This is a genomic window from Cohnella yongneupensis (assembly GCF_042655785.1).
Classification (GTDB): domain Bacteria; phylum Bacillota; class Bacilli; order Paenibacillales; family Paenibacillaceae; genus Cohnella; species Cohnella yongneupensis.
Genome location: NZ_JBHSNC010000017.1, coordinates 1 through 16,731, shown reverse-complemented (window position 1 = coordinate 16,731; position 16,731 = coordinate 1). Strand labels below are relative to the sequence as shown.

At 54.0% G+C, this 16,731-nt stretch carries 14 protein-coding genes; 11 read left to right on the top strand and 3 right to left on the bottom strand.

The annotated features are described in order from the left end of the window. Window positions 1-64: 64 nt before the first annotated feature. Together ACFPQ4_RS05450 and ACFPQ4_RS05445 are read left to right on the top strand one after the other, a co-directional pair. A complete protein-coding gene (locus ACFPQ4_RS05450) occupies window positions 65-970 on the top strand; it encodes an aminoglycoside phosphotransferase family protein (RefSeq protein ID WP_378110768.1) in 906 nt (301 codons plus the stop codon). A gap of 99 nt (window positions 971-1,069) precedes the next feature. Next, window positions 1,070-1,999 (top strand): hypothetical protein, encoded by a 930-nt coding sequence (locus tag ACFPQ4_RS05445; RefSeq protein ID WP_378110767.1) that lies wholly within the window; start codon window positions 1,070-1,072, stop codon window positions 1,997-1,999. A 60-nt stretch (window positions 2,000-2,059) separates the two neighbouring features. Here ACFPQ4_RS05445 and ACFPQ4_RS05440 read toward each other — a convergent pair whose 3' ends face one another. Further along, on the bottom strand, window positions 2,060-2,599 hold the full coding sequence (locus ACFPQ4_RS05440; RefSeq protein ID WP_378110766.1) for a hypothetical protein: 540 nt from the start codon (window positions 2,597-2,599) through the stop codon (window positions 2,060-2,062). 59 nt (window positions 2,600-2,658) lie between these two features. Then, window positions 2,659-2,802 (bottom strand): hypothetical protein, encoded by a 144-nt coding sequence (locus ACFPQ4_RS05435; RefSeq protein WP_378110765.1) that lies wholly within the window; start codon window positions 2,800-2,802, stop codon window positions 2,659-2,661. 297 nt (window positions 2,803-3,099) lie between these two features. On the opposite strand from ACFPQ4_RS05435, the gene ACFPQ4_RS05430 reads away from it, so the two are divergent. The 9 genes from ACFPQ4_RS05430 to ligA all read left to right on the top strand — a co-directional run bounded on the left by ACFPQ4_RS05430 (window position 3,100) and on the right by ligA (window position 15,939). Beyond that, complete coding sequence (locus tag ACFPQ4_RS05430; protein WP_378110764.1) at window positions 3,100-3,300, top strand: hypothetical protein; 201 nt, start codon at window positions 3,100-3,102, stop codon at window positions 3,298-3,300. 183 nt (window positions 3,301-3,483) lie between these two features. Next, window positions 3,484-4,602, top strand: coding sequence for a S1C family serine protease (locus tag ACFPQ4_RS05425; RefSeq protein ID WP_378110763.1), 1,119 nt, complete (start codon window positions 3,484-3,486; stop codon window positions 4,600-4,602). A 54-nt stretch (window positions 4,603-4,656) separates the two neighbouring features. Then, window positions 4,657-6,561, top strand: coding sequence for a copper amine oxidase N-terminal domain-containing protein (locus ACFPQ4_RS05420; RefSeq protein ID WP_378110762.1), 1,905 nt, complete (start codon window positions 4,657-4,659; stop codon window positions 6,559-6,561). Between the two features lie 155 nt (window positions 6,562-6,716). Continuing rightward, window positions 6,717-9,233, top strand: a complete 2,517-nt coding sequence (locus ACFPQ4_RS05415) for a U32 family peptidase (RefSeq protein WP_378110761.1) — start codon at window positions 6,717-6,719, stop codon at window positions 9,231-9,233. 74 nt (window positions 9,234-9,307) lie between these two features. Continuing rightward, window positions 9,308-10,189 (top strand): UTP--glucose-1-phosphate uridylyltransferase GalU, encoded by an 882-nt coding sequence (gene galU / locus ACFPQ4_RS05410; protein WP_378110760.1) that lies wholly within the window; start codon window positions 9,308-9,310, stop codon window positions 10,187-10,189. Between the two features lie 94 nt (window positions 10,190-10,283). Beyond that, on the top strand, window positions 10,284-10,622 hold the full coding sequence (locus ACFPQ4_RS05405; protein WP_378110759.1) for an FAD-dependent oxidoreductase: 339 nt from the start codon (window positions 10,284-10,286) through the stop codon (window positions 10,620-10,622). A 120-nt stretch (window positions 10,623-10,742) separates the two neighbouring features. Next, a complete protein-coding gene (gene pcrB, locus ACFPQ4_RS05400) occupies window positions 10,743-11,462 on the top strand; it encodes a heptaprenylglyceryl phosphate synthase (protein WP_378110758.1) in 720 nt (239 codons plus the stop codon). Next, window positions 11,452-13,860 carry a DNA helicase PcrA gene (pcrA, locus tag ACFPQ4_RS05395; protein WP_378110757.1) on the top strand — a complete coding sequence of 803 codons (2,409 nt, stop codon included), beginning with the start codon at window positions 11,452-11,454 and terminating at the stop codon, window positions 13,858-13,860. Before pcrB ends, pcrA begins: the two co-directional genes overlap by 11 nt. Window positions 13,861-13,914: 54 nt before the next feature. Next, a complete protein-coding gene (ligA, locus tag ACFPQ4_RS05390) occupies window positions 13,915-15,939 on the top strand; it encodes an NAD-dependent DNA ligase LigA (protein WP_378110756.1) in 2,025 nt (674 codons plus the stop codon). An 82-nt stretch (window positions 15,940-16,021) separates the two neighbouring features. On the opposite strand, the gene ACFPQ4_RS05385 is transcribed toward ligA, so the two are convergent. After that, entirely contained in the window at window positions 16,022-16,444 is a 423-nt protein-coding gene (locus ACFPQ4_RS05385) for a DUF4395 domain-containing protein (RefSeq protein ID WP_378110755.1), read from the bottom strand. Between the last annotated feature and the right edge of the window lie 287 nt (window positions 16,445-16,731).

Below are 16,731 nucleotides of genomic sequence, written 5' to 3'. Positions count from 1 at the left end.
TTACGAGCATATTCGTATACGTTTGTTTTCCTTGAAGGGGATTTTTATAGGGGAGCGAGATAAGTTGCAACTACCGGAAGTGTTCAAACGGACGATAAGAAGCGTACATGGCAAGCAGGGAGAAGCATGGCTTGAAAACTTCGATGAGCTAATTCGTTACTGCGAGCAGACATGGAAGTTGAGCATTCGGCATCCCTACGAGCTTTCCTTTAACTATGTTGCCGCCGTTCTGCTGGAAGACGGAACAGAGGCGGCTTTGAAGCTAAGCGTGCCTAACAAGGAGAGCCGATCAGAGGAACAAGCGCTGAGGCTATTCGATGGAAGAGGGGCGGCGCGCGTAATCGCGTCCGAACCGGACAAAGGCATCTTACTCATTGAAGCCGTGTTGCCTGGGTATACGCTTCATAAAGTGCAGGACGACACGGAAGCGATGCTAGCTGCGGCGCGTTTAATGAAGCGTTTGTGGAGGCCGGCGCCGGCCGAGCCCCATCCGTTCCCTAAGGTAGAGAGATGGACCGAGGGATTAGCCCGGCTTAGACAAGCTAATAACGGGGGAACGGGTTCGCTCCCCGAACGGCTAGTCGCTCTCGCCGAGACGACGTTTAAGCAACTGTTGGATACGTCGGGAGCGCCCTTATTGCTTCATGGCGATTTGCATCATGGCAATATACTGGCTGGAGAGCGCGAGCCATGGATCGCGATCGATCCGAAAGGCGTTGTCGGCGAAGCGGAGTACGAGGTATGCTCTTTGATGACGAATCATTTGCCGGATAGCGGTCAGCTAGAGGTGCTGCGCCGTCGGGTAAACGCGTTATCCGAGGCGCTTCAGCTAGATCGGAACAGAATTCTCAAGTGGGCTATGAGCTTCGGCGTATTGTCCGCATGGTGGTGCGTCGAGGACGGGGTAGGCGACCCGTTGAAGTCGTTACGCAGGGCAGAGCTATTCGAACAAATATTGTTGGAAGAGTAAGGTGGAGCGGGAATGCGGATTGGGAGAACGATAACACGGGGTTTGATAATCGTAATTGCAGTAAGCGCCTTAGCGGCATGCAGGGACACAAGGAGCGAATTGGCCGTTAAGGCGGCAGAAGAGACTGAGCATCAATCGCCAAGTGATACGCCAACCGGCACGCCGGTAAACCCGCCTTCCCCTACGGCAATCCCTTCATCAACGGAAGCAGTCGCGACCGAAGCAAACACGGTAGATAACGAAATCGATGCCTATTGGAAAGACTTCGCCTCGAAGATTATGTTCAAGGAAGAGCTGTATCAGGAGTTCGAGGAGAAGCCGCTAGCTTATTATGTAGCGGGATTAAGCAACTCCGATCCGCTAATTCGCTGGTATTGCGCCTATAAGATCACCGACTATGCGGATCGGCTGACGGATACCGATCGCCAAGCCATTGCGTCGCTCACGAACGATCCGGATGCCGACGTGGCGCGTGCGGCAAGCTTCTCGAATAGCCTCATAACCGCTACCTACGAAGGCGAAGCTTTCGCCCGTTCGTCCGACGGTCAGATGGCGGCTTATTATAAATTCCAGGAAGCCAGGTTCAACGACGGAAAAGTATTTCTCGTCCGAGACGGCCATACCGAACAGATCTTCAAGGATCCGAGCATTATCAGCTTAGCGTTTTCCCCGAATAACCGGTATTTGTTCGTCGGCAACGGAGGCCGTATTTGGCAAGCCGCGCATGTGTATGATTTAACGACTAACGAATGGATCGTGCTACCTAATATGATTGACGGATTAATCGATGCAAAAGGCAGTGTATTCGAAGGGGAGGTCGATCCGGCTAAGATCGATGGCGTGTATCAATGGGTCAGATTGCAGGAGTGGAGCCCGGAGGGCGATCGATTCCTTTACTTTTATCATTTTTCTGTCGACAACCAGGATCAGGAAGGTTATGCGATCGTTGATTTGAAGAAGAATGCGGTAATGCACGTCATGCCGATGAAAGAGGATGGGTCTAGTCCGCTCGATACGTTTAAGTGGTGAATGGTTAACAGGAATAAAAGATAAGACCGCCGAGGAAGCGATCCTCGGCGGTCTTATCTTTTATTCCTCGGCGTGGTAATGCATGCTTTCGGTTGGCTTCATTAACACGATGAGCTGCTGCTGCAGCTTTAGAATGTTTCTTTGGTTATCGAGAATTTGCTGTTTCTGCTTCACTATCGTTTGCAGATCAGTTTTTGCGTCGCTCCAAAGTTTATCTTTGGAGTGCGAATGGAAGTTTTCCCACGACGTGCGTTTTTGATCTCGCAACGTATGGATCGAGTCGCGCGTCGCCTTCATCTGTTCGATGATTTTCTGGGCGTTTTTTTTCATGGCTTTGCGTTGATTGTCGTTCAGCGACTTTTGCGCTTCTCGAATTTGATCATGCTGGTTTTTCATTTGCGCGAATAAGCCTTTTTGCTGATCCCGGATGCTGTCCAATTGGACTTTCAACGCTTGGATCTCGGCAGGGTAGGCTTTCCAATCGAGCGAAGGCCGAGGCTCGTTGTGCTTATCGCCGTCCGGCGTGGCGGCGGCGACCATTAAAGGTGCCGACACGGTCATCAAGGCGGCAACGAGGAGTATGAGCAGTCGTTTGTTCACGTGGGGTTCCTCCCAATTGTTGGATTCCCGATTAGTATGGACATAAAATCCATTTCCAATCAGTCCGAGTCGCTATTATCGATGTCATAAGCGATGAGCGCGATAGGGTGTCCGGATTTCTCCGACAGCTGCTGCTCGAATCGTTTAATCTCATTAACCTCGTCGGCGTTAAGGTTAGCGATCGGATAGTTGTCTTCGCTCATTTTCCATCCTCCATGCATGTATATTTCGTACCGCACTAGTATAGACAAGCTCCAATAAAGCCATTCCCTAGAGGTGTCATCATTAATCCAATTACGGAAGGGAAGCGAAGCCTTGTTAAGAGTAAATTTCGCGAATGTCGCGAATAATCATAGATGTCAGGGCGTGACAATTCATAAATTGCGGCGGGAAGTGTGACAAAGTTGTTACGGGCGCAATTTCGGACTTGCAACCCGAACGCCCAGAAGCTAACATAGATAAAGATGGGTTCAGCAGGTTAGATAAAGGAGGTCTCCCAAATGTTTCTAGCGGAAACGGAACCGACCACCACATACACGCCTTTCGACGTGTTCATGGTGATCTTCACGGTACTTATTGCGGCAGGGTTGATTCGTCTGCTTATGCAGCGGCCTCGCAAAAACATATTCGCAATCGGATTCGGAACGGTATCGTTGCTTGTATTCCTGCTTGCGGATTACAAGATGATCAGCGGCTGGTAACGAACGAAATAGATGAGACCGAATTGGACGGGCCTTAGCGCAACAGCGCTAGGGTCTTTTTTTTTTATGAAAAAATAAGGTTAATGAGACTTAGGAGCGGTTCCGAACAATCTGCAGTTATGGTAAAGTATACCTGTTTGGTTGATAGAGTTAATAATCGTTGTATTGGGGGAGAGTGCAAATTTGATTAGGTTTAGACGACGGTTCGCAATAGCGGGTCTAGCATGCGTCGTCATGCTGACAGCGGCTGGATCCGCGATTGCGGCAGGTTCTAGCGGAAGCAATGTCTCTTTGGACGCGAAAGTTATTAATGGAGAAGTGTACGTGAAAGCATCGTCGTTAGTAGCCCAAGTTGGAGGTTCGGGCAACTACGACGCGAAGACGAAGCAATATACCTATTCACCGCAATCGGTCGTTCCGGATGTCATCAAGAAAGTATCCCCTTCGGTCGTGGCCATCATCGGCAAGCCGGATGACGCCAACGCGGACAATCGGTTCTCCTTGGCCCACGGCACGGGCGTCATCGTGAAGAGCGACGGCTGGATCGTCACGAACGCTCACGTCGTTAAAGACATGAAGAAGATCGTCGTCGTAACGGCGGATGGCAAGGAATATGCGGGAACTCGCAAGCAGATAGACGAGAAAAGCGATTTGGCGCTCGTCAAAATCAGTAAAACGGGATTGAAGCCGGCCGTGTTCGCGCCTTCGCCGCTCCAACTGCAAGTCGGCGAAACGGCAATCGCAATCGGAACGCCGATTTCATTCTCTTTGCGGAATACCGCGACGGTCGGCGTTATTAGCGGCATGAACCGATCCGTGGCGTCCGATTACAATTTAATTCAGACGGATGCCGCCATCAATCCGGGTAATAGCGGCGGTCCGCTCGTTAACCTGAAGGGCGAAATCGTCGGCATCAACTCCATGAAATTCGTCGACGTTGATATTGATAGCATAGGATTCGCCATCCCGGCCGATACCGTCCAATACGTGTTGAACCATTTTTATAAGTATGGCAAGGTTAAGCGCGCTTCGCTGGGCTTGGAGCTAGAGGAAAGCTGGTCTGCCGTAGTAGGTCTGCCAACCGAAGAACCGATGACGGTCGTGTCGGTGCCGGCTGCTAACGCGGTCAAATCGGGAATCGTCGCCGGAGATCAAATCTTCTCCATTAATGATCACGAGGTGTACTCGGAAGTGGAACTAACGGAATTGCTGAAGGCGTATTTGCCGGGCGATACCGTGCAAGTAACCGTCCTTTCGGACGGGGATTTGGTCACGCATAAGCTCGTGCTATCCGAGGGCTAACGAAATAAGCAATGCCGACAATCATTCGTACGTATTCGAGAGGAGCACTTATACATGGTTCGGATTAACCGCATGAAACAACCCTTATCCTTATTAATCGCCCTCATTCTTCTTATCGTAACGGCATTACCTGCTTACGCGGCAGATAGCACGGTGAAGCAGGCGGAAATCCGCGTCAAGGTCGGCAGCAGCCAAATGACTATTAATGCCGAGAAGATCAAGATTCAGCCGCCATACAATTCCGGGAAAATCGCAATGGTCCCTCTTAGCGTGTTCACGAACGCGAAAGGGTTCGGAGCAACGCTCAAACCGACGGGCAAAAACCTTCAGATCACGTATCTCAAACATATCTTAATCGTGACCAAGGGTAGCAAAGCTGCGACGTTCGATGGCAAGAAGGCGACTTTGCCGGTTGCCCCGGTCGATAAGTCGGGCGTAACGATGATCCCGGTCGAGTCGATCGCCAAGGCGCTCGGCATTAAGCTAACGACGGACGCCAAGACGAAGGAGCTCGTCCTCAAAGGCGCTAGCGCAACACCAGCAGCCGCTGGCAACAGCATCGACTCCGACGCCGGCAAGAACAAGGTTGGCGACAGCTATTACAAGTGGTCGATGAATATGCCGACGAATTTGGCCCAAGACGAACAGTGGGACAAAGGCTCGAAAATTACGTTCGCGGACGTTAAAGGCGAATTTTACATGGCGGTGTTCGTGGACAAGGCGGAGGAAGCGCTCGATGCAAGCGAACAATCCGGCATTCTTAAGGATTACAGCGACGGCGATACGACGATCGATGTCGGTTCGGTCAAGGTCGGGGCCAATACGTTCCAACGGATCATTACCAAGGACAGTGGCGGCTTTTTCTACGAATATCGGGGAATTCAGCACAACGGTTACTTCTATACGGTCATTTTCGGAACGAAGGCTAAGTCGAAGGCGGAGCTGGACGCGTACAAAGGGCTGCTCGACAGCTTCCAAACGTCGTTCGACGCCGCGAATAAATCGCTCAAGGATCTATCCATCGTCAAGAACGGGAAGATCGCCTACGTGAACGCCAACTACGGATTGAAGCTACAGTTACCGGTAGCTTGGAGCGAAGACAAAGATCCCGCTAACACCGGTCTTGCTTACTCGGGTCCCGAAGGGGCGGAGCTATCCTTCGACGTCCATTCCATAATCCCTAACGACACACTCGACGCTTGGTTACAACGGGACGTAAAAAATTTCGAAGATATGTCGGCGGAAGCGTACCGGAAGCCGATAGAGACGATCGATATTACATGGAACGGCGTACCGGCGAAGCAAAGCAAGATCGTGTTCACCATGGATAAGAAGACATGGATCGAGATAACGAGCATTTCCGCAATCAAAGGCAATTATAAATACGAGATCAGCCTGACGTACCCGCAAGAACAACGGGCGGTGATGCTCGACGTCTTGTACGAGATGAGCAACGGCATGAAGGTCGATTTTGCCACGGTCGAGAAAAACTTCGGTCAAGTGCCGGATCCGGACGATACGAAGGACTTGACAACGCTCGTAACCAAGTCGAGCAAGAAGTTCGGATATAACGTGACGATTCCGAAATATTGGGTGGACGGGACGCCCGATATGGATGCCAATACGGTACATTTCGGAGGCGACGAATCGGATTTCATCGTCGAGGTGTATTCGATCGATAGCACGGAGGGCGTCGAGGATATTTTGACCAAGAACGTTACGGAAGGCGGCGTTCTGAAGAAGGATGCCAGCACGAAAGTTACTTTCGCGGGCACGACTGCCACGAAGCTGGAGTTCTCGTCGACGGCGTTGGCGGAAAGCAACATCAAGGTGGTCATGTACTTCTTCGCGAAGAACGGTAACGTCTACATCGTGGAGAGCGTCATGCACGACTTTTTCGCTTCGCCGATGAATACGACCATGCTTCAGAATGCGATTGACTCGTTCACCGTAAATTAAAGACGCGCGGTTAAAACTGTCCGTGGGCGGAACTCACCTCCGCTCATCGGACAGTTTTTACTTTCAATACACTTCCATAGCTCCGATCAGCCGACTTTGATATACTGTAAGGTAGTACATCGCCGCAACAGTGCGGCTTGGAGGGTAATGAGATTATGATAGACAAAGCCGCAATGCGGCGTGAAGATATCGAGTTGTTGGCTCCGGCAGGGGATTGGGAGTGCATGAGGGCCGCGGTAGCGAACGGCGCGAACGCGATCTTCTTCGGCGTGGAGAAATTCAATGCCCGGGCGCGGGCTCACAATTTCCAGACGAACGAGCTGCCGGAAATCATGAAATTCCTTCACAAGTACGGCGTGAAGGGGTTTCTTACGTTTAACATTCTCGTGTTCGAGGACGAGCTGCCGGAAGCGCGCAAGTTAATCGAGGCTTGCATCGACGCGGGCGTGGACGCGGTTATCGTGCAGGATCTCGGACTCGTTAAGATGATCCGCGAAATTTCGCCGGACTTCCCGATTCACGGATCGACGCAGATGACGATCACTTCGCCGGAAGCGGTGGAGTTCGTTAAGCCGTGGGGATTGGAGCGGGTCGTTCTCGGCCGCGAAAATAACCTGAAGCAAATTCAGCAGATCGGCGTGCAAGCGAAGCTGCCGATGGAAGTGTTCGTGCACGGCGCGTTATGCGTATCCTATTCCGGTCAATGTTTGACATCCGAGATGTGGGGCGGTCGTTCCGCGAACCGCGGCGAATGCGCGCAAGCTTGCCGGTTGCCGTACGATCTAATGGTAGACGGCGTTCATCAACCGATGGGCGATATTGCTTATTTGCTCTCGCCGAAAGATTTGGCGGCTATCGATATCGTACCGGAGTTGATCGAAGCGGGCGTAACCTCGTTTAAGATCGAAGGCCGCTTGAAGAGTCCCGAGTATGTGGCGAACGTCGTCAGCAAGTATACGAAAGAAATCGATAAGTATTTCGAGGGCGATGAATCCGGCCCGTCCAAAGAAGAAGTAAGAGAGCTGCAACAAAGCTTCTCGCGCGGCTTCACGCACGGCTTCCTGGACGGCACGAACAATAAGCAACTCGTAGAAGGCACGTTCCCGAAGAGCCGGGGCGTTTACCTCGGTACGGTCGAGCAAATTTTGCGCGATGGCGTTATTTGCAAGCTTGAAGCGCCACTGAAGCGGGGAGACGGCATCGTATTCGACGCCGGAGATCCGACGAAGAAGGAAGAAGGCGGACGCGTATACGACGTGCGTCGCTCCGGCTTGAAGCTGGAAGGCGAAGCGCCTGAAGGCGACCGGATCGAGATCATCCCGGGACGCAACGATATCGACTTGAACCGAGTGCATGTCGGCGACCGCGTTTGGAAGACGAGCGACCCTGCGCTCGACCGCAGGCTGCGCACGACTTACGAGACGGAGAAGCCGCTGCGCACGTTGCCGGTCGTCGTTTCGGTGTTCGGACAGGAAGGTACTCCGCTGCGCACGATCTGGACGGACGTTCGTCTGGGCACGACCGTGGCGATCGAGTCCGAGATGCCGCTCGAACGCGCGGAGAAACGTCCGTTAGGTCACGAAGTGCTTAGCGAACAGCTAGGTCGATTGGGCGGAACGATCTACCATTTGGATCAACTGGAAGTGTCGCTCAAAGGCGACGTCATCGTTCCGAAAAGCGAGCTGAACCGGATGCGCCGCGAAGCCGCCGAGCAATTGGAGTTGTTGCGGGAGCAGCCGCCGAAGTACGTGAAGCACCAAGTGGACGAGTATGCGGATTCGCACGAAGAAGCGGAACCCGTTGCCGTCGGCCAGGCTGCGTTAACGGCGCTATGCCGTACGCTCGAGCAGGTGCAAGCGGTCGTGGAGACGGACGTCGCGCTCATCTACGCCGACTTCGAATTTATCAAGCAATTCCCGGATGCGGTTAAGCTATGCCGCGAGAAGGGCAAGAAGATCGCGCTCGTTACGCCGCGCATTCATATGCCGGGAGAGAACGGCTATCACCGGAACATTTTGAAGCTGCAGCCGGATGCCGTGCTCGTTCGCAACACAGGCGCATTGTACTATTATTTGAAGGAACGGATGGAGAAGCCGGACGCCGTCCATCCGATGCTGATCGGCGATTTCTCGCTGAACGTGGCTAACCATAAGACGGTCGATCTTTTCCGCGAAGCGGGTTGCGATTGGGTGACGCCTTCGTACGACCTGAACATTCAGCAGATGGTCGATATGCTTCGCCGCGCGGACACCTCCCATCTGGAGATCGTGCTCCATCAGCACATGCCGATGTTCCATACGGAGCATTGCGTGTACTGCACGTTCATGAGCGAAGGCACGAACTTTACGAACTGCGGCCGCCCTTGCGAGGAGAAGCGGGCATCGTTGCAGGATCGCATCGGCATGTCCCATCCCGTTCGCGTAGACGAAGGCTGCCGCAATACGGTGTACAACGCGGTCGAGCAATCGGGAGCCGAATACCTTAGCACGTTCATGGAGCTTGGCGTTCGTTCTTATCGCGTCGAATTTTTGGAAGAAGACGCCGCTAAAGTACGCGAAGTGCTATCGCTTTATCGCGCCGCGCTCGACGGTCGAATCGGCGGCAGCGAAGTATGGCGCAAGCTGAAAGCGACGAATCAGCTAGGCGTTACGCGCGGTCAATTGGTGAAGTAAGCGGGACGGGTGCCCCGGATGACGTTGCGGTTGGACGGCGTCCGGCGGCTCTACATAGAGGAGATGAGCTGCCTGTGAAGAAAATTCGTAAAGCGATCATTCCCGCGGCGGGACTAGGTACCCGATTTTTGCCGGCTACGAAGGCGATGCCGAAGGAAATGCTGCCGATCATCGATAAGCCGGGCATCCAGTACATCGTAGAAGAGGCGGTTGCATCCGGCATCGAGGACATTCTCATCGTGACGGGTAAAGGTAAGCGCGCGATCGAGGATCACTTTGACAGTTATTACGAGTTAGAGCAGAATTTGCGGTTAAAAGGGAAGCTGGACTTGCTGTCCGAAGTACAGAAGGCTTCCGACCTGATCGACATTCATTACATTCGGCAAAAGGAACCGCGGGGTCTCGGGCATGCGATATGGTGCGCGCGCAAATTCATCGGCGACGAGCCGTTTGCGGTGTTGCTCGGGGACGACATCGTCCAAAATGACGGGGTGCCTTGCCTTAAACAGATGATGGACGTATACGATGACGTTCAAGGTTCGGTGCTAGCGGTCAAAAGAGTGCCCGACAACGAAGTGTCGCGATACGGGATCGTGGATCCGGACGCGACGGGCGGAGACGGGGACCGGATCATCAAGGTGCGCGGCGTCGTGGAGAAGCCGTCTATCGATCGCGCGCCGTCTAATGTCGCTATTATAGGCCGTTATATATTAACGCCGGCAATCTTCGATATTTTGGAAACGCAGGACGTCGGAGCGGGCGGCGAAATTCAGCTGACCGACGCGATATCCACGCTCATGCAAGACGAATCCGTCTATGCCTACAACTTCCAGGGAACGCGTTACGATACGGGCGAGAAGCTAGGCTACTTGAAGACCATCATCGACTTCGCGCTAGAGCGTCCGGACTTAAAGGACGAGGTGCGGCGCTACTTGAAGAACAAGTTACAGGACTAAGCCTAATAAGAGGATGCCCGCATGCCAAATGCGGGCATTTTTGGCTATATAATCGCATTTACGTACTCTTCTTGCCTGACATAGTATGAGGGATATGACTATTTCAGACGCGGATAAAATCGATAGATTCGTCCTGCTGCGCAAAGGCAAGCCTAACCGATACGGCATGCCTTTGCGCGCCTTTCTCTCGAAAGGGTACGACAATGTCATTGTCGCCGGCAAAGCAGTAGGCGCATCCGCAGTTGCTTACGGTAGCGCGCGGATACAGCCGAATACGGCTCTTGCGGCGGAAGTGATCGGCATTATGCTCGGAAAGCTGGACAGTACACAAAAGCTCTTCGAGCTGAATAGGGGTCAAATATCGAGCATGCAGCAATATGTCAGGCAAAAGTACGGCATTGAGTTGACCGGTGATGAAGAACCGGCGGCTTGAAGCCTGGCATTCGTCAAGCTTCAGCGTGGATTTACCCGAAAAAACGGATGGCGTTCGCTTGGAACGCCATCCGTTTTCCTGTAAACTGTAAGGTAACATATGTTCTTATGCGGAGGCGCAATGATTCCTTCTTTTTATGCACATTGGAGACATGTATTCAAGCTCGATCCCGAGCGGGAAATTAGCGATGAGGCGCTGGATAGGCTTTGTTTGTCGGGCACGGACGCGATTCTCGTGGGAGGATCTAGCGGCGTAACGTTCGACAACACGGTCGATTTGCTTTCGCGCATTCGCAGGTACGAGGTACCCTGCGCGTTGGAGCTGTCGGATGCTTCTTGCGGAGTGCCGGGGTTCGACGGGTATTTCATTCCGAGCGTGCTCAACGCCGGCACCGCCGAATGGCTCATTGGCCGGCATGCCGCCGCGCTAGCGGACTTCGGGCATTTGCTCCCCTGGGAAGATGTCGTAGGAGAAGCTTATCTCGTGCTTAATCCCGATTCGACGGTAGCCCGCGTGACGGGAGCCAAAGCAGACTTAACGTTTGCCCAAGCCGTCGCGTACGCGCAAGTCGCCGATCGGCTTTGGAACGTGCCGGTGCTCTATCTCGAGTACAGCGGAACGTTCGGCGATATGACGCTCGTTGCGCGAGTGCGCGATAGTCTGCGGCAAGCCCATTTGATTTACGGCGGCGGGATCGACTCGCCCGCGCGCGCTCGCGCGGCGGCGGAAGTCGCGAATACGGTCGTCGTCGGCAACGTCATCTACACGAACTTGGAATCCGCGCTGGCGACAGTGTCCGCGGTTAACGATACGATAAAGGAGCAAGGCCATGTTTTTTGAACAAGGACCATCTAACGAACTGGATATCGAAGCGGCGATCAACAAGCTGAATCCGAAGCAACGCGAAGCGGCGATCACGACTAACGGACCGTTGCTCATTATGGCTGGCGCGGGGAGCGGCAAGACGCGAGTGCTAACGCACCGGATTGCCTATTTGATTTCGAAGCGCATCGCGGCCCCATGGAGCATTCTCGCGATTACCTTTACGAACAAAGCGGCGCGGGAGATGCAAGATCGCGTGTCCAAGCTCGTCGGGCCGTCAGGCAAAGACATTTGGGTCAGCACGTTCCACTCGATGTGCGTTCGCATCCTGCGCAAAGATATCGAGCGGATCGGCTACGGCTCGAATTTCAGTATCCTTGACTCTACCGACCAATTGTCCGTTATACGTAACGTTATGAAGGATAACAACATCGATACGAAGAAAATCGAACCGAAGTCGGTGCAGGCATCGATCAGCAACGCGAAGAACGAGCTGCAGACGCCGGATAAGCTTGAGCAGACGGCCGGGGACTATTTTCAGAAAATCGTCGCCACCGTATACACCCAATACCAAAAACGCCTGAAAGCGAACAACTCTCTCGACTTCGACGACCTCATCATGCTGACGATCCAGCTGTTCAAGGACGTGCCGGAAGTTCTCGAGTTCTACCAGAACAAGTTCCGTTACCTTCACGTGGACGAGTATCAGGATACGAACCGGGCACAGTACATGCTCTGCAAGCTGCTCGCTTCCAAGCATCACAACCTGTGCGTCGTAGGGGACAGCGACCAGTCGATCTACCGTTGGCGCGGGGCGGATATTACGAACATCCTCAATTTCGAAAAAGACTATCCGAACGCTACGACGATCCTTTTGGAGCAAAATTACCGGTCTACATCCAATATTCTCGACGCGGCGAACGCCGTCATCAAAAACAACCTCGGCCGCAGAGCGAAAAATTTGTGGACGGACCAAAATGGCGGAGACAAAATCACCGTTTACCAAGGCGATTCGGAGCACGAGGAAGGTTACTTCGTCGCGAGCGAAATACGCAAAAACCGCCAGAGCGGACGCCGTCATGACGATCATGCGATTTTGTACCGGACGAACGCGCAATCGCGGGTTATAGAGGAAGTTCTGATCAAGTCGGAAATTCCGTATCAGATCGTCGGCGGCGTTAAGTTCTACGACCGCAAAGAAATCAAGGACATTCTCGCTTACTTGCGGCTCGTATCGAACCCGGACGACGACATCAGCTTGAATCGGATCATCAATGAGCCGAAGCGCGGTCTAGGCGACACGACGATGGCGAAAGTGCAAGCGGAAGCGGGGCGCAGAGGCATCTCGATTTTGCGGTTCCTTAGCGAAGGGGATGGATTGCTCGGCGACGCGTTATACCGTCTGGACATCCAGACGCGCGCGAAAGTCGCGCTTGGCGAGTTCCGCGACATGATGCGTAATTTGAGCGCGATGGTCGACTACTTGTCAGTTACCGAATTGACGGAAAAAATGCTCGAGCTAACCGATTTCCGCGCCGAGTTCATTCGGGAGAACTCGCTCGAATCCAAGTCGAGACTTGAGAATATCGAGGAGTTCCTGTCCGTTACGCAAGAGTTCGAGAACCGCAACGAAGACAAATCGCTCGTGGCGTTCCTGACCGACCTGGCGCTCATCGCGGATATCGATTCGATGAACAAAGACGACGAAGACGGCGGCGACGCGATCGTGCTCATGACGATGCATAGCGCCAAAGGCTTGGAGTTCCCGGTCGTGTTCATCGTCGGCATGGAGGAAGGCGTATTCCCGGGCAACCGCGCGTACCAGGATAACGAAGAGATGGAAGAGGAGCGGCGACTCGCCTATGTCGGCATTACGCGGGCGGAGAAGAAGCTGTTCCTGACTTGCGCGCGCAGCCGTTTGCTCTACGGGCGTACGAATAACAATGCGCCGTCGCGGTTCCTCGAGGAGATTCCGGATTCGCTTAAGGAAGTATCGGGTCCTGCGGGAGGTCGTTCCGGCGGCTCTTATGGCGGATATAGCTCTCGACTGGGCGGATCCAGCAGTGGAAGTGGCGGCGCTAGCGGCGGAGGATTCGGTTCGCGAAGCGGGCCCTTTGGCGGCGGTTCGAGCGCAGCCGGCTTCGGCGCTCGTCCGGCGCTCGGCACTCCGGCTTCGGCGGGAGCGGGAGCTTCGCATCCGGCCGCGACCGTATCGCCTACGCCATCGGCAGCGCGACCTGCGGGAGAAGGATTAAACGTCGCCGCGGGCGACAAAGTGCAGCATGCGAAGTGGGGCATCGGCACTGTCGTCGCGGTCAAAGGCACGGGCAACGACATGGAATTGCAGATTGCATTCCCGGCGCCGGTAGGCGTTAAGCGATTGCTCGCAGCGTTCGCTCCGGTGACGAAAGTATAGGTCATTATCTATTGTTGAATAGGAAGAAGAACGATTAAGAGGGGTTGAGGGCGGATGGCGTTAACGGATTCCATGGCAAGAATGCAAGAGCTCGTCGAGGAGCTGAATGCGCACGGTCATCGCTACTACACGGAAGATCAACCGACGATCAGCGACAAAGAGTACGACGTCCTATATGACGAGCTCGTTGCCTTGGAGCAATCGAGCGGCACGGTGCTGCCCGATTCGCCAACGCGGCGGGTGGGCGGAGAACTGCTCAAAGGGTTCGAGCCGCATCGCCATCTATCTCGGCTTTGGAGCTTGGACAAGGCACAGAACACGGACGACCTGCTTGCTTGGGCGGCTAGAGCGCAAAGGCTCATTCAAGATTACAACTCGCGCAATCCGGATCAGCCGCTGCCTCCCCCGGAATATGTCGTAGAGTTAAAGTTCGACGGCTTATCTTTGAATTTGACTTATTCGGGCGGAGAATTGACGCAAGCGGCGACGCGCGGCAACGGCGAAGTCGGCGAAGGCATTCTCGTGCAGTCGCGGACGATTCGCACGGTTCCGCTGACGATTGGGTTCGAAGGCGGTACGATCGAGGTGCAGGGCGAAGGCTTTATGAGGCTGTCGGTGCTGGAAGAGTACAACAAGACGGCTGCCGAGCCGCTGAAGAACGCGCGCAACGGAGCCGCGGGCGCCTTGCGCAACCAAGATCCGAAGCTTACCGCGGCACGTCGGTTGGACGCGTTCTTCTATAACATCGGCTATGCGGAAGGCGTATCGTTCGAGAACCATCGCGAGATGATCGCGTTCTTGAAAGACAATCGGTTCCCCGTCAACCCGTACACGGCGTATTTCTCTACGGTGGAAGAAGTCGTGGCGGAGTTGGAGCGCGTCGTGGCGCGCCGAGACCAGCTCGATTATTTGATCGACGGAGCGGTTATCAAGCTGACGGACATGCGCACGCGCCAAGCGCTCGGCTATACGGATAAGTTCCCGCGTTGGGCGGTCGCCTTCAAGTTCGAGGCGGAGGAAACGACGACGATATTGGAGTCGGTCTCTTGGGAAGTCGGCCGTACGGGCAAAATCACGCCGCTCGCCCGCGTTGAGGCGGTAGAGCTTGCGGGAGTAACGGTACAGAACTGTACATTGAACAACATCGGAGATATCGAACGCAAAAACTTGATGCACGCGCTCGGCACCCGCGTGTTCATCCGCCGCTCCAACGACGTCATTCCGGAAATACTCGGCAAAGCGGACGACGAATCGGGGCAGACGATCGAAGTGCCGACGACGTGCCCGGGTTGCGGCGCCCCTCTTGAGATGCGCGGCGCGCACTTGTTTTGCAACAATCGGCTCGGCTGCAAGCCGCAGACGATCGGACGCATAACTCATTTTGCTTCGCGCGACTGCATGGACATCGAGACGTTCAGCGGCAAGACGGCGGAGCAGCTATACGATGAATTGAACGTGCGCGATCCTGCCGATCTCTATGTATTGGCTTTGGAGGATCTTGTGAAGCTCCAACGCTTCGGCGAGAAGAAGGCGGCTAATTTGCTTGCCGCGCTAGAGAAGTCTAAGTCGCGCGAGCTTGGCCAGTTCCTGAACGCGTTAGGGATACCGAACACGGGAAAAGCGACGGCTAAGATGTTGGCGGAGCATTACGGCAATTTGGACCGTTTGATGGCTGCCGAAGCAGAGGAGCTGCAAAGTTTACCCGACGTCGGAGGCATCGTAGCGGAGAGCATTGCCGGCTTCTTCCGCGACCCGCTTATGCAAGAGAGTATCGCCCGCATGCGCGAGGCAGGCGTCAAAGCGGAAGCGTCACGTCCCGCGGCGGCTTCGGCGGATGCCAGTCATCCGTTATTCGGGAAGACGGTCGTGCTTACGGGCACGCTCAGCGTCATGACGCGCGACGAAGCCGCGAAGAAGCTAGAGGCGTTAGGCGCCAAAGTGTCCGGCAGCGTGTCCAAGAAGACGGATCTCGTCATCGCGGGAGAGAGCGCGGGCAGCAAGCTTACGAAAGCACGCGAACTCGGCGTCGAGGTGCTCGAGGACGAGCAAGAGATGTTGAAGCTGCTTGGCGATGCTTAACGGCATAAGTCCTTGATAAAGACAGGACCGTCACCCAAAGAGGGAGACGGTCCTGTTGTTTTGTATTTCTTCGGCGGCGCAATTAGGAGTGCTTGATGCGTCTTCTCGCAATCAGTTGCTTGAATTGAAAATAGATCGTGCAGCCGATGCAGTATCCGAGCAACGCAACGCCCGCGGCAATAAGGAGCATAGCCGCGAATGCAACGCCGGCGATTTGCCAACCTAAGGCGTAGGAGATTAGCGATAGCGTCAGGAACAGGATGGCTAGCGTATTATTGAAGCGTTGGAGCTCGACGGCTTGCGTCTCGGTAACTGCTTTATTGGAGAAAAGGCGTTTTGCAAGGAACACGAACGGATTCAGACGTCCCTCCGTCGATATGCCGACAACCTGGATGACCCATAGAACGGCGATGATCCACGGCTCTTGCAGCGCCAAGGCGGCGACAACGAATAGAAACATGCCTAACTGGTTAGCCTTCACATAACGCATGGGGATTTCTCTCATTACAAGCACCTCTTATTCCGAGTGGTTTACTTACCTTTAGTTTAGAGGGTTGTGTTCCGATTAGCAATAGGAAGTTCGTACGTATTACTCGACGGCCGATATCAAATTGAATTTAACTGTATTAATATTCCTGCAATAAAAGAGTTGCAATCCGCTTTCGATTCGTGTTATATTCTTTAAGTCGCCTCGCGGGGCGGCAAGATAAGAGAACAAAAACAGCAACAAACTTGCCCTTTGAAAACTGAACATCGAGCGTAATTTACGGTAATAAATCGTCTGAATCGAAC

Coding starts and splice junctions, on each gene's coding strand:
- ligA (WP_378110756.1), top strand. CDS start 13,915: ATGGCGTTAACGGATTCCATGGCAAGAATGCAAGAGCTCGTCGAGGAG.
- ACFPQ4_RS05385 (WP_378110755.1), bottom strand. CDS start 16,444: ATGAGAGAAATCCCCATGCGTTATGTGAAGGCTAACCAGTTAGGCATG.
- ACFPQ4_RS05405 (WP_378110759.1), top strand. CDS start 10,284: ATGACTATTTCAGACGCGGATAAAATCGATAGATTCGTCCTGCTGCGC.
- ACFPQ4_RS05420 (WP_378110762.1), top strand. CDS start 4,657: ATGGTTCGGATTAACCGCATGAAACAACCCTTATCCTTATTAATCGCC.
- pcrA (WP_378110757.1), top strand. CDS start 11,452: ATGTTTTTTGAACAAGGACCATCTAACGAACTGGATATCGAAGCGGCG.
- pcrB (WP_378110758.1), top strand. CDS start 10,743: ATGATTCCTTCTTTTTATGCACATTGGAGACATGTATTCAAGCTCGAT.
- ACFPQ4_RS05435 (WP_378110765.1), bottom strand. CDS start 2,802: ATGAGCGAAGACAACTATCCGATCGCTAACCTTAACGCCGACGAGGTT.
- ACFPQ4_RS05415 (WP_378110761.1), top strand. CDS start 6,717: ATGATAGACAAAGCCGCAATGCGGCGTGAAGATATCGAGTTGTTGGCT.
- ACFPQ4_RS05430 (WP_378110764.1), top strand. CDS start 3,100: ATGTTTCTAGCGGAAACGGAACCGACCACCACATACACGCCTTTCGAC.